We start from the raw sequence: 14,018 nt of genomic DNA, 5'->3' as shown, positions 1-14,018 counted from the left end.
TATCTAGAGGGAATAATGCATTATATGTAATAACTACCATATAAACACTTCATTCTATATTCTTTTGGTGTTAAGCCTGTTCTCGTTTTAAAAATCTTGTAAAAATTAGACATACTTTGAAAGCCAGCTTCAAAGGCGACTTTCGTAATTTCTGTATCTGTACGAGTCAACAACCTAGTTGCTTCTTTTAATCTCAACTCAATTAAGTATTCAGAAATTGTCTTGCCATAATACTGTTTAAAAAGTCTAACTAGATGATTATTACTCACCCCAAGCATCGGTGCTATTTTCTTAGTTTCAAAAGATTTACTGTAGTTGTTAGAAATTAGTTCTTTTACTCTCTCTACCAAATCTTTATTTGGGTCGTAAATTGTTTCACTAAGATCTGGTCTACACATTTTACATGGTCTAAACCCATTCTTTAGTGCATCCTTTATGGAATCGAAGAAAATAATGTTCTTCTGCAAGGGTGTCTTGGCTTTACAGGATGGCCTACAGAAGATTCCTGTTGTAATGACTGCATAGTAAAACATGCCATCATAATAATTATTACAGGTACTCACTGCTTTTCATTTTTCTTCCCAAATCATCCATTCATTACCTCCTATCTTTTACTTCCTTTATTTATTATATATCTGTTATAGCAGAAACTTCTTCCTGTTTTTAACCAACCTATTTTTATTTAGATAAGATCAATAATATCGGAACAAATGTATAAATCCATCATATTCTTTATTCTCTTCTATTTAAAATTCCAACAATTTTGACTAACATATCTCATTTTTTAACGAATTGATTTTAATAACAAGCTGTTAATATTTTTTATCCTTCTCTTTTAGTCATGTTTACATATTAGGACTTATAGTGATACAGCCAAAATACGCATAAAAATAGGTCATAAAATCATTTATTCCACATTACAATCGGTGAAAAAGTTCACGTTTTTCCAAACTAAAAGTTTATCCTTCTAGTAAACGGAAATAATAATGTTAATAACTATTAAATGGAGGAGTTAAAGTGGCCGAAAACGCTAATTATAAGGAAAAATTACCACCTAACACCGAATCTTATTGGACTAACACTATTCATTTACCTGAGTACCCCTGCCTTGAGGATGACATGCAAGTTGATGTAGCTATTGTTGGTGGCGGAATTACAGGCATTACTTCCGCCTATCTGTTGGTAAATGAAGGTCTGAAAGTTGCTATAATCGAAGCAGACAAATTACTGAACGGAACAACGGGACATACCACAGCTAAAATCACTGCCCAGCACGATTTAATTTATGATGAATTAATCCGCTATGCTGGGAAAGACACGGCAAGATTATATTATGAGGCGAACACCGATGCTTTAGAATTCATTCAAGAAACGGTTAATAAGCATCAAATTGATTGTGATTTCACTCATCAAGATGCCTATGTGTATAGCACAACAGAGGAATATGCGCGTAAACTAGAAAAAGAAGCAGAAGCCTATGAGGAGCTTCATATTGAAGGCAAACTTATAAACAAACTTCCTTTCGATTTAGAAATATATAATGCACTTGTTATGGAAAATCAAGCACAATTCCATCCACTTAAATACTTGGCTCATCTTACCAAAATAATCACCGAAAAAGGAGGATACATCTTTGAAAATACAACAGCTGTAAATATCGATACTGGCGAACACCCCGCAGTTCTTACCCGTGGAGGAGCACGAATTACAGCGAAATATGTTCTTGCCTGTTCTCATTTCCCTTTTTATGAAGGTGCTGGACTTTATTCTACAAGAATGCATGCAGACCGTTCTTATATTATTGCTGCAAAAGCAAAAACAGACTATCCAGGTGGTATGTATATTAGTGCAGATGAGCCGAAAAGATCTCTACGCTATGCAATAATTAATGGAGAAGAAATGATTCTCATTTCTGGAGAAAGTCATAAAACAGGACAAGGTGGAGAAACATTGAAGCATTACGAGGCCTTAGAGACTTTTGGTCAAAAAGTATTCGGAATTGAGAATATTACCTACCGATGGTCAGCGCAAGATCTAACTACTCTGGATAAAATTCCATATATTGGCGAAATTACTTCCGGTCAAAAAAATATTTTAATCGCTACTGGATACCGGAAATGGGGAATGACAAACGGAACTGCAGCTGCGCTTTTATTCCGAGATACCGTACTTGGTAAAAAGAACAAGTACCAAAAATTGTATTCTCCTTCTCGTTTCAATTTGAATCCAAGTCTAAAAAATTTCTTAACGCAAAATGCGAACGTTGTCAGTCACCTAATTAAAGGAAAGTTGGAAATTCCTCAGAACGATATTAATAACCTATCCCATGATGAGGGAGCTGTTATTGAAATTAATGGGCACAAAAAAGGAGCGTATAGAGATAAAGAGGGTAAGCTTCATATTGTCGATACAACTTGTACGCACATGGGGTGTGAGGTTGCATGGAATGATGGTGAACGATCTTGGGATTGCCCGTGCCATGGTTCTAGGTTCTCGTATACAGGGGAAGTGCTTGAAGGACCCGCTGAAAAGCCATTAAAAAAATATGATTATAAAATGACCGATAACCTTACCTCAGAAGACTCCGGTTATTAACAAAACTAGGGTGAAAACAGCTAAACGATCTTCAGTTGTTTTTACCTACTTTTTTTATTTAGCTTCCTATTAATTTTATTCTCACTCAGAAGTAATCTTAGTTTTCTATCAAACTCGTATAATGAACATATCATTAAATTTAGTAATATAGCTTTACTATATCAAAAAACAGCCTAGTTTATTGACAAAATCACCCATTAATTCAAGGGTGATTTTCTTTTATTATTGAATAAATACAAATGTCAGTTAGCCTGCTACCATCCGCAGATAAATCATCATTTCTTAAGGTTCCTTCTAATTTAAAACCTAGTTTTTCTGGAATTGAACGACTTTTAACATTTGTTGATTCACATCTTATTCCAATCCTGCTAAATTTGAGTTGTTGAAAGCCATGATTAATTAACGCTCTTACTGCTTCTGTCATATATCCATTGCCAGTATATGTTGTATTAATCCAGTATCCAATTTCACATTTAGCAATCTTCCAATTAATTCCGTGAAGGCTAGCAGTTCCAATAAATTCTTTAGTTTCCTTATGAAAGATAAGATAACGAAAGCTTTCTCTTTTCAGAAAATCAATATGGGCATTTCTCAAGATAATTTCAATTTCATCCACAGTAGGAATTGTTTGGAATAAGCTTAACCATTGCTTTAACTCATGAAATGAATCCTTTATAGCATGAAATACGACATCCCCGTCACCAGCTTGATGTGGTGCTCGAAGAATAAGTCTATCTGTTTCGATTCGTAACGGAATATCTAATAAAATGGGATTTATATAAATTCCCCCTATAATACTTAAATTATGATTGTATTTATTATATTCTTTGTGTAACTAACTATCCCTGGTAGTACCAGAACAAAAAAGAAGCATAAAAGATATAGATTAAATAGCGTACACTTTTCAGGATTCCTTTCGGGCAGTTAATGAAAGTTCTAGTCTAGGATATCCGGCAACTTTATAACAGAGGTTATTAGAAACTGCAAAAGTTAAAAAAATTATATTTTTAAATTAGACTGACCTAGCCAAATGGGGCAGCCTATGTTTTTTCGTTATGATCCTCATAAATTGTTCTACATGTTCTGTTACTTCTTTGAAACCTCTCTAATTTTACATTCGAATGAAAAGACTCAATGACTGTGTTTTCCCAATAGTCCCTCGGCGTGACATACTAATGACTAAATTTTTTCTTTAATCCTATTTTTTGATATGTATAAGAAGCGTAGACGCTGCATTGATCAGAATGGATAATTATGCCTTCATGGTTTGCTCGTATTTCTATCGCTTCACCCAAGGGGCAATCACCAAAATGGATGATATAGCTTATAAGCTACGATTTATTTATTAAGCAAGTCAATAATCATTGAAAACCACTTTTATTTCCTGCCTGTCCAATTACTATTTCTAGACAGAGAAAATTTAATCATTTTTCTTTTTGATAAAATCGGCGGGCTTTAGCTCGATTGCCGCAATCAGCCATTGAACACCAGCGGCGGCTCCTGTTCCGACTCGTATCAAAAAATAACCATCCACAAGAATCTCCCTCACATTTTTTGACTCGTTCTAAATCGTTTTTAGAAACAAGTAAATCAACAGCAGATTGCAAAATTGGAGGCAGCATAGTGTCCAAGTTTTCCTCGTTATCCATGAACTTCAATGTGTAATGATCCTTTTCCTGGATTACACGCAAAGTTTGATAGAATTTACTTACAGATTCATTGAAACATTCAAGGTCAAGCGGTTGTGGCGGTGTCCCCTTTGAAACGGACTTGAAGATTCGATACATGACTTCCCGCATTTCGATAGTCTGCTTTAGAACTTCTCCCGCTTCAGACGGTTTCTCCTCAGCCTTTAAAAGAAGTACTTTTGCTTGTTGCTCGGTCAAGACGTCAGCATGGATGCACCAATCGACTATTTTAGCGTAACTCGTAAACCAATCCCGCCTTTTCTCATCACTTTCACGCCAACTGACGGTATTGATAAAATCCATACACAAACGTTCTCCGACCATCATATAAGAATTCATTTCCGACATATTCAAAGCTCCTTTACTATAACTATCATAATACAAATTGACAGTTAGAATCAACCCAGCTATAATTTAACCATCAAAAGTATTTTTGATGGTTAAACACTAAATTTAGGAGGTACTGAGATGGACAATCCGATGTTGGTAGCTGTTAGAACATTGTTGAAGGAAACATATGATGGACCTGAAAAAAACGCAAGCTGGTACACAGAAGCAAAACCTGGTAGTGGTTTATTCGGAACACTTGAAAAGATATCGGCAGAAGATGCTTCATTACCTGTCAACGGTACGACAATCGCCGCACAAACAGATCATACACGCTATTACTTATGGGTTGCGAACTCTTACTTAAATGGGGAAGTACCCAGTAAGGACTGGGGAGCATCATGGAAAATCACAACCGTTGATAAAATCACATGGGCTCAATTTACTGACGAACTTCAACAAGAATACACAAAACTAATAAAAAAGATTGATTCTCTTCGCTCCTTAGATAAACAAACATCAAATGGTTTGTTGGGGGCGCTCGCTCACTCCGCCTACCATCTCGGATCAATACGACAGATGATAAAATCGATTAAAGTCCCAAACCAAACATAATTCAGAAAAAAGCCTGTCACTAAAGAGACATATGTATCCCTTAGTGACAGACTCTTCCAAAAAAGTAAAGGTATTTAATCTAGTCTTCTTTAAAATATTCAAGCCGCTATAATTTTCATGTATCATACTAGGTTTATTTAGAAAATATTTTTGTCATGTAATATTCGCTTTGCAATATTAGCCGCCTTTTTTCCATTGGCTTTTCCAGTTTTATTTTGAATATTTATCGAAAAATAATAACTATAGCCATCTTTTTTCACAAAGCCAACAAACCAACCATTTATTTCTTTTCCATTGATTGTACCAGTTCCTGTTTTTCCATATAGCTGTGCCTGCTTTTGTTCATCTATGAAAATAGCATTATTTACTGAACGAATATTTTCCTCTTTAAAGCCCAATTTATTTTCTTCTAATGCAAATAATAATTGAACTTGCTCAATTGGAGAAATTTTCAAAGAAGATTCCATCCAATAGTTATCTATATTACCTGACAGATTTTCATTCCCGTAGTTTAGTTTGTGAAAATAACTTTGTAGCTTTTTCTTCCCAACTTCACGATCAAGTTGTTGAAAATACCAGTTAACAGAATTTTCCAAAGCGGTTGATAAATTCTGATTGGTATTCCATTTTTCAAAAGGATATGCCGTTCCATCCCACAATTGCTCGTTGCTTGTAGTGGAAATTACATTCGTTTCTAAAGCGAATAATGCAGAATAAATTTTATATGTGCTATTTGGGGAAACCCTCTGTTCACTCATTTCACGATTATATATTTGATATTGTTTTTTGATAGGATCATATAGAACAAAACTACCCTTATACCCATTAAAATAAGAACTAAGATCTTCATAAGTAACATTTTTCTCATTAAAATGATACTTATCGTCTGAACTAGCGAGTGCAGAGGAAAGCGAAGTAAAGAGTAACACAACCATTGCCAATAGTGCATAAATAACTTTACTCTTCCATTTTAGTAATGGAGAATCCACTCTATAGTTAGCTATACTCTGAATTCGTCGTTTAAGTTGTTCTTTCGTTCCTCCTATTCCAGTGGAAAACTGTTTATATGGTCGGTTAAACTTTTTATCCGCAAAATGAATGATTGTATAGCCATATTCGGTGTATCTACTTTCATCCAAAAGACTTAGAACAGAAGCATCACATGCTAACTCTCGATCGATTCGCATTTTTTTTAAAGCCAGCCATACTAATGGATTAAACCAATAAATAATTTGAACTAACCACATTAGGTAATTAACGAAACTATCTTTACTTTTTTGATGGCATAATTCATGTAAAAAGACATATTTTATTTTACTTAACGAGAATTCTTCTTTTGTTTTTTGGGGTAAAAATACATATGGCTTCCACAATCCTAATGTAATAGGAGAGTTAATAAGCGCGGTCTCCCGTAAAATTATTTTTCTTTTTACCCCGACAATCTCCTTGCACTCTTCTAACAATTCATTTATATTTTGATCTTTAATGCTCGTAGATGACTTTTTAATTTGCCTAATTTGATAAATTGCATAAATGGCACTCGCAATGAAAACCATGATGCCAATGATCCAAATTACAAAAAAGAACTGTTGAAAAAATTCTGTATTTGTTTTATTCACAGAAATAGAGAAATCATTCAAAAAATCATGATTGGATGTCTGTGAAATGTCCAAACCACTGAACGTTTGATTGCCCCTAGTTATCTCTTTCTCGTTGAATAGTAAGTTTTGCATATATTGAAATATTTCTTGAAACCGTAAAAAATCCCATGGAATCACGCAAGTAATTATTGGAGCAAAAAGAAAATACCAAATTTTATAATGTGATTGCTGGGATAACTGGTTGTAAAATACTCTTTTGCTTAACAGAATTATTAAAATAAGGAGGGATACAACAAGCGTACTTAATAATAACCGGGTTACAACCATTATTTTTCCCCTTCTTTCTTATCCCTCTCAGCTAAGATGCTCTTTAGTTCTGAAATGTCTTCCTTTGATAGCTGTTCATTTTCAATAAAATTTAATACCATTGAGTTTAATGTACCACCAAAAAATTGTTTCAGGAAAGATTTACTTTTCTGTTCCACATATTCGTTCTCTTTAACAAGTGATGTATAAATAAATGCTCTGCCATCTTTTCTTGTTTGTAATACTTTTTTCTTCACTAGACGTACAAGCATTGTATGAATTGTATTCGGCTTCCAATCGCTATTTTTTAATACTTTCTCCACGATTTCAGGAGTGGAAATCGGTTCATAGTTCCAGACTACCTTCATCACTTCATATTCAGCTTCAGAAATTTGCGGAATTTCCTTCATCATGACCCTCCTGCTTTTACATTTGTAGTATTTATTATAGCAGGTTGACCCAAATTATTAAAGCATCAGAAGGACTGAAAATATTCATACAACTCATCAATGAATGATTTATTTAATTGAGTAGCCGAACCACCTTTTGAATAGTGTTCCACTAATGAAAGTAAAAGAAACTGATCATTCCCTGTATCAAAAGCTAGTAAAAAGCTATTTTCATCCCCTTTCTCTCCTTGGTTCATCTTTAATTCAGCGGTACCCGTTTTGGCTGCTAACTGATACTGTTGATTATAGAGTAGATGAGCCGTTCCATTTGGGTTGCTCACAACAGCTTCTAAAAAGGTTCTCATTTCATTTGCTGTTGAAGGGGTAATCGCTGATTTAGTTTTTGGCCTGCTATTGTCTTCTAGCAATCTCGGATAAACGATTTTTCCTTCGTTTTGGAAAACAGAATACATGGCAGCTTGTTGAATAGGTGAAAGTAATAATTCTCCTTGTCCATATCCTGTATCAGCAAGAAGGATATCTGAATTAAATGTCCTGTGATTTGAAATTTGCGCTGGATTCATTGCGATTGGTAAATCTAATTCCTCGCCAAAGATAAATTTATCCAGCCCATTTCGAAACGTTTTTTCTCCCAGTTCTAACGTTTCTTGAGCAAAATAAATATTATCGGAATAAATAAGTGCCTTTCTCATATCGACATGTTGTACATTAGAAACACGAGTAACGGAATACCCTCCCCAAGATTTATCCTTTTGCCAACTAAACCCATTTATTATTCTTCGCTTTTCTGGATATGTCACACCCGCATCAATCCCGATACTAGCTGTAATCGTTTTAAAAGTGGAGCCTGGAGCATAAGCTGAAGCAAACCTTGAAAGAAATGGCTTGTTTTCATCCTTAGCATATTTATCATATTCATTCTGTGATATGCCACGAACCATTTTGTTCGGATCGTATGAAGGAGAGCTAACTACAGCATAAAGACCACCTTCTTTCGGATTCATGACTACAGTAGAACCTGGATTTTCTTTCAAATGATTGTATGCCTCCATTTGAATATAAGCATCAATGGTTAGTTTAATATCTTTTCCATCTATTTTTTCAGCTTTTTGAATTGTTTGCTTGGTTTTGCCATTTTCATCGACAATCAGAATTTCTCCACCATCTATCCCACGCAGCTCTTTATCAAGAGCTCTTTCTAATCCGGCTTTCCCTATCATGTCTCCTTCTTTCAAATCAGAATTTTTATCTAAATCTTCCCTTGTTACTTCTCCGATATAACCAATTAAATGTGCCGCAGCTTCTTTTAAAGGGTAATAACGGAGGTTCGTATTTTGATAGGAAATCCCAGGTATGACTTCCGCATTATTGGCTTCGATAATTTTAAGAGGAACAAATAGGTTATCCTTTACCCATCCTTGTTTCAGTTTTTGTTGAATCTCTTCTATAGATATATTTAATTGTTTGCTAATGTTTTGCAGTCGCTTCGTTTTTTCATTTCCTTTGAGTAAGTCTTTCGGAACAATCCCTGCCTCCTTAAAGTTTTCATTCACGGCAATGCCATTGCCAAGGCGATCTTTAATTTCTCCACGTTCTGCTCTCCATTGATGAAAAGCTACCTTATCTTTTCCCTCCATATTAGGAAAAATTAATGAAGGGTCCCATTTTATCAAATACTGATCTCCTGATTTGATAATCCTTGCTTGGTAATTAATTTTATCTAATCTACCTAAAGGAGTTGTTAAGCTTAATTGATAGGTTAACTCTTGCTCATTGCGATTAATTCTTTTTAGGTCCATATTGGATGCGTGAATCCCATCAATATTAATTCCATTAAATATATGATCATATTTGTCGATCACTTCCTTCAACGTATAACCTAATGAGTCGTATGAGTCTTTTTCGAGAACTTCTCCTAATTTTTCATACTCTTTGTTCACTAATATTTGAATAAAGGCATTAGCAGCTTTTTGTCCTTGGCTATTCTCACTATTATTCGTAATCATATATAGACTTAAACTGATAATCCCAGCTAAAGAGATCAATATCAATATGATATAGGGTCTGATTCTTCTCTTTTTTCTTTCTACTCTGCTACTCAACTCTCTTCCCCTCATTTCCTTGCACTTAATTACTACATTTGTAGTAATTAAGGTAAATTAAACACAATAATTATTCAGAATCATACCGCTTTTCCTTTAGTTCAAAGTAAGCTTTAAACACATCATTCGCTATTTCTAAATTAACATGTGATTGGTCTGTTCGTAACCAAGGGACAGTGACAGAAACAGCAATTTCCGGGTGATCATAAGGTGCATACCCTCCAAATGTAATATTCCAGAGCATTAGGCCTTGGCTATGTGGTAACGGGCCATTATATAACGCCTGTGCAGTCCCTGTTTTCCCAGCAATCTTATATTCTTTGTTCTTTATTCCATATCCGGTTCCAAGTGGCTCATTCACTACTTGCTTAAAGCCAAGCTGCACACGTTTAATCCACTCTTCCTTCATGTCAATTTTATTGTACACCTTTGGTTCCATTTCCTGAATAATAGGTCCCAATTCATTTGCTTGGTTAGGTTCACGTACTTCCTTGGCAATATGCGGCTGGATTCGATATCCCCCATTTGCAATAGTGGAAATATATTGGACAATTTGCAATGGAGTATATGTATCGTACTGCCCAATCGCATAGTCTAATACTTTTCCGGATTCAGGAGGAATTTGACCGCCACCATAACCACTGTGTTCACCAGGTAAATCAATTCCTGTTCTTACTCCTAGCCCAAATTGAGAGAAATTGTATCTGAATGTTTCAATCGCAGACACTTTATCAATACTTAATAGTCCATTGGGAATATAGGTTTGCTGTCCACCTAATTTCATGGCCGTTAAAAACATATATCCATTAGAAGATCGTTTCAATGCATAAAGATCATTAATTGGACCGAATCCTGTCTTATTCCAAGATTTTTTTGCATTCGTTCCTAAAAATTTTAAAGGTCGATCATTAAGTACCTCACCTGGAACAATTGCACCTGTTTGATAACCCGTTAATACAGTAGCTCCTTTCACAACTGATCCCATTTCATATGAGGTCGTTATATTTCCTAATGCAAAATCATTTACTTCCGTTTTACCTGTTTTTTTATTTTGCTCAAATTGTTTTCCCGCCATGGAAAGAACTTCACCGGAATACGGATTCATAACAGTAACAAATGTTCGATCGAGATAAGGCTCACCAATTCTAGCTTTACCTATTTTTTCTGCAATTATCTTTTCAATCTCCCGCTGTAAATCGATATCAATTGAAAGGATTAAATCATCACCTCGTTTTCCTTCTTGCACAACTTCAGACTCTAATATATTTCCGTTTTTATCGATTATGTTTTTGATTTTTTCTTTCTGCCCTTGCAATACATCCTCATATTGATTTTCAATATAACTTTTTCCTACTCGATCATTTCTGCTATAGCCTCTTGCTAAATAATAATCAATAGAATCTTTAGGCAAGCCTTCTTTAGAAGAGGAGACTTTACCAATGACTGAGTCTAAAGTTTCATTCCCTTCTGTATCTTTATAAAGATTATAGCGATCCCAATCTATCGTTGTATCAACACCAGGCAGGGAATCTAAATTTTCACTAATCATTGCAACTTCTTTAGTTGTAGCATCTTTTTTGATAATCTGTGGTGTTAACGGATATCCGCTACTCATTTCACGATAAATAGCTAATACTTCTAGTTCTTGCTTAGTAAATGAGTTTACTTCTTTACTTGTTATACGGTCTAAGGTTAGCTGATAAATTTTTGTATCGTAATGTTCATCATGTTTAAGCTTTTTCTTGTCAGCTACAGTAATTTTCGCTTCTGCTTCATTTGGGTGTTTTATCATCCAGTAATCTTTTTTATCTCTTTCTGTTATTGCTTTTAAATCCTCTTTAGAATCCTTTTTAATAAATATCGCTAGCTTTTCTGCAATTTTTAACATTTCTTCAGTTTTACTATTTTGTGCTCTTGTGAACGTTATGGCGTTAGACGGCTTATTCCCTACAATTAACTTCCCATTTCGATCTAATATTTCCCCACGCGGCATAGCAATTTTTACAGTTACATTCTCCTTTCTGTCAACTTCCCGCTTATAGTCCTCTCCATTTACTATTTGCACAATTCCAAGCCTTAAAATAAGAAGCGAGAACAGCAAAAAAACAATTAAAAATAATATATTTATTCGGAAGGAGGAAACAAATGGCTTTGTCCTCTCTTTTTTTTTCTTCAACGGCAGCCTCCCTTTCATAACAATGAATATACGTATTTTGACATTTGTTCTTCCATATTGGATATAGATTCTCTTTTCTCTAAATACTACATTTGTAGTTTTTAAAACTAAAAAAATTATTTAAAATAATTCGTTAGTCATTTAATGATCATAAAATTCTATAATTAGCTTATTTTCTATATTTAGATTTTTTAAAATTACATTCATCACTTCCCATCTTTTACATTTGTAGTATTTACTATAACATGACTCTTCAAATGATTAAAGTACTTTAATCTATAAAATTTTCGTTAGCTGTATGCTTATTATTTGAAAGGAATTAAGTCTGTTCATCCACATGGACAGCATTTAAACGACATTTAGCTCTTTAAGCTCAGTATCCACTTGTTGATGTAAAGCCGCATTGGTTTTATCTATTTTCAAGAAGAATTTCTCTTTTCTATCCTACAATAACTCCGTTTTACTATTCTAGATTGCTTTAAATCATCCTTCTTGCGCTATACTACACCCCGTTCGTACAAGAACAAAAAAGAAGCATTATCCCTTATTGGATTAATGCGCCATAGTAATTCTTTTATCTAATCTAAATAAAACACTTATACTTTATAGTAAATATCGTTGACTTACAAATATGCCGTTGCTGGGTCATTATTTAGCTCTTCAATTGTTATAAAATCAAAACGAACTTCTTGTTCTCTTCCTTGAGGACTGCAAGCATAGACTCCTGCTAAAATAGTTGAATTTTCTGCCACATCTAAGTGGGCAATTCTAATTTGGTTCCATACTTCCCCGTCCCATGAAAAATCCACATAACAATTTTGTCCAATTTTGGATATACGGTAATATATTTGAACTTCTTCACAGTCTACATATTGAGTAGACCAATCGGAATAGCCCTTATTAGTGACAACTGCACCCAGCTTGCTTAACCCATCTGGAATGTACTCTAGAGAAGTTTTCACCCATACCTCTTCCGAAAATCGAATCATCAGTCCAGCTTGGTCATATTTAGATTTTGGAATAGCTTTAACTCTTGTTGTCATTCTGAAATTCTTGTTAGTTTTGGTAAAGAGAAAATGGCCATTATCTACTTCAAAACCGTAGTGAGTTTTTTGCCAATAATCGGTTTCTTGATCTGTTTCTAAAACAAGTTGGGAAGATTTCGTGTCTATAAACCATTTCTTTGGTTCACAACGCCACTCCAGATTTTCATTCAAACTCTTATCTGCAAAATCCTCATATAATATCCAATTTTTATGCTTCAATGATTCCCCTCCTAAATAAAATCGAATCTTATAATTACATAAATCAAATTTTATTAATTCTTAACTATATTAGGTTCTCTTTTGCCTATAACTTACAATACTCCTATAACTGCCATTCCCTTATTTGTTTAGCAAAGACTACAAAAGCATAATATTATATTTTATCTTAAATATCCTCCATTATTAATATCAAATGTGGCACCAGTATAATGTTTAGCTTTATCTGATAATAAAAAAACAACCGTATTAGCCACATCTTCCGGTAAGACAGGCTTATCAATAAGCTGGTGGCTTAGATATGCCTCTTTTCTCCAATTCGGTATTGTATCCATCATAGATGTATCTACCATCGTGGGTGCAACGGCATTAACTCGAATATACGGTGAGAAATTCATGGCACAGCTTTTAGTTAACCCTATTATGGCAGCTTTGGAGAGCCCGTAAATTGCATCTGAACTGCCTTCCATGCCTGACACGGAAGACATATTTACGATTACTCCATTTGACTTGCTTTCCATCAATTTCTTACCAAACATTTGCGAAAAATAAATAAATCCCTTTACATTTACATCTAAAACTTTATCAATTTCATTTACTTGATAATCCAAGATATTTTTAGCTAAATAAATTCCTGCATTATTGACCAAACCATCTATATCAGAATGCTCTTTATCAATATATACAAAAAATTTATGAACCTCTTCATAGTTACTTATATCCAAATGATACGTATGTAGATCATAGCAGTCACCCATTGACTGTTTCAAGCTATGCAAGGAGTGTTTATTAATATCGCAAGCAATGACGGAAGCACCTTCATTTAAACATTTTCTGACGCTTTCCTTTCCAATCCCAGAGGCTGCACCTGTTATTATAACTTTTCTATTTTCGAGCATTTTTTAACACTCCTTTCTTTCAATATTTTTATTAACT

11 protein-coding genes are annotated in these 14,018 nt (G+C 34.3%); 2 read left to right on the top strand and 9 right to left on the bottom strand.

Annotation, left to right across the window (positions count from 1 at the left end; all coding sequences use genetic code 11):
* Positions 1–20 precede the first annotated feature (20 nt).
* A complete protein-coding gene (locus NiCM35_RS01660; RefSeq protein WP_433778386.1) occupies positions 21–563 on the bottom strand; it encodes a bifunctional transcriptional activator/DNA repair enzyme AdaA in 543 nt (180 codons plus the stop codon).
* Positions 564–1,017: 454 nt separating this feature from the next.
* Here NiCM35_RS01660 and NiCM35_RS01655 point away from each other — a divergent pair, with 454 nt between their 5' ends.
* Positions 1,018–2,595, top strand: a complete 1,578-nt coding sequence (locus NiCM35_RS01655) for an FAD-dependent oxidoreductase (RefSeq protein ID WP_433778384.1) — start codon at positions 1,018–1,020, stop codon at positions 2,593–2,595.
* 202 nt (positions 2,596–2,797) lie between these two features.
* On the opposite strand, the gene NiCM35_RS01650 is transcribed toward NiCM35_RS01655, so the two are convergent.
* Both NiCM35_RS01650 and NiCM35_RS01645 read right to left on the bottom strand, forming a co-directional pair.
* Positions 2,798–3,373 (bottom strand): GNAT family N-acetyltransferase, encoded by a 576-nt coding sequence (locus tag NiCM35_RS01650; RefSeq protein ID WP_433778475.1) that lies wholly within the window; start codon positions 3,371–3,373, stop codon positions 2,798–2,800.
* A 646-nt stretch (positions 3,374–4,019) separates the two neighbouring features.
* On the bottom strand, positions 4,020–4,631 hold the full coding sequence (locus tag NiCM35_RS01645) for a CGNR zinc finger domain-containing protein (RefSeq protein ID WP_371471312.1): 612 nt from the start codon (positions 4,629–4,631) through the stop codon (positions 4,020–4,022).
* Positions 4,632–4,751: 120 nt separating this feature from the next.
* Here NiCM35_RS01645 and NiCM35_RS01640 point away from each other — a divergent pair, with 120 nt between their 5' ends.
* Positions 4,752–5,225: a hypothetical protein gene (locus tag NiCM35_RS01640; protein ID WP_095329306.1), complete on the top strand. Its 474-nt coding sequence runs from the start codon at positions 4,752–4,754 to the stop codon at positions 5,223–5,225.
* Between the two features lie 137 nt (positions 5,226–5,362).
* Here the strand turns inward: NiCM35_RS01640 and NiCM35_RS01635 are convergent, their stop codons facing one another.
* From NiCM35_RS01635 to NiCM35_RS01610, 6 genes are all read right to left on the bottom strand, one after another.
* Positions 5,363–7,153, bottom strand: coding sequence for a BlaR1 family beta-lactam sensor/signal transducer (locus NiCM35_RS01635; protein ID WP_433778381.1), 1,791 nt, complete (start codon positions 7,151–7,153; stop codon positions 5,363–5,365).
* Positions 7,153–7,542, bottom strand: a complete 390-nt coding sequence (locus NiCM35_RS01630) for a BlaI/MecI/CopY family transcriptional regulator (protein WP_095329304.1) — start codon at positions 7,540–7,542, stop codon at positions 7,153–7,155. The genes NiCM35_RS01635 and NiCM35_RS01630 overlap by 1 nt, the downstream gene beginning before the upstream one ends.
* 65 nt (positions 7,543–7,607) lie before the next feature.
* Positions 7,608–9,644 (bottom strand): penicillin-binding protein PBP4(5), encoded by a 2,037-nt coding sequence (pbp4, locus tag NiCM35_RS01625; protein ID WP_433778379.1) that lies wholly within the window; start codon positions 9,642–9,644, stop codon positions 7,608–7,610.
* 70 nt (positions 9,645–9,714) lie between these two features.
* The gene (locus tag NiCM35_RS01620; RefSeq protein ID WP_433778377.1) at positions 9,715–11,820 is read right to left on the bottom strand and encodes a peptidoglycan D,D-transpeptidase FtsI family protein; all 2,106 of its coding nucleotides are present in this window, start codon (positions 11,818–11,820) and stop codon (positions 9,715–9,717) included.
* A gap of 623 nt (positions 11,821–12,443) precedes the next feature.
* Positions 12,444–13,085 (bottom strand): DUF1349 domain-containing protein, encoded by a 642-nt coding sequence (locus tag NiCM35_RS01615; RefSeq protein WP_123257527.1) that lies wholly within the window; start codon positions 13,083–13,085, stop codon positions 12,444–12,446.
* Positions 13,086–13,246: 161 nt separating this feature from the next.
* Positions 13,247–13,981, bottom strand: a complete 735-nt coding sequence (locus NiCM35_RS01610) for an SDR family NAD(P)-dependent oxidoreductase (RefSeq protein WP_341122808.1) — start codon at positions 13,979–13,981, stop codon at positions 13,247–13,249.
* Positions 13,982–14,018 lie beyond the last annotated feature (37 nt).

This window comes from Niallia sp. M35, from assembly GCF_050971705.1.
Taxonomy (GTDB): Bacteria; Bacillota; Bacilli; order Bacillales; family Cytobacillaceae; genus Niallia; species Niallia circulans_A.
The sequence above is the reverse complement of the archived record's forward strand: the minus strand, read 5'-3'. Positions and strand labels throughout refer to the sequence as shown.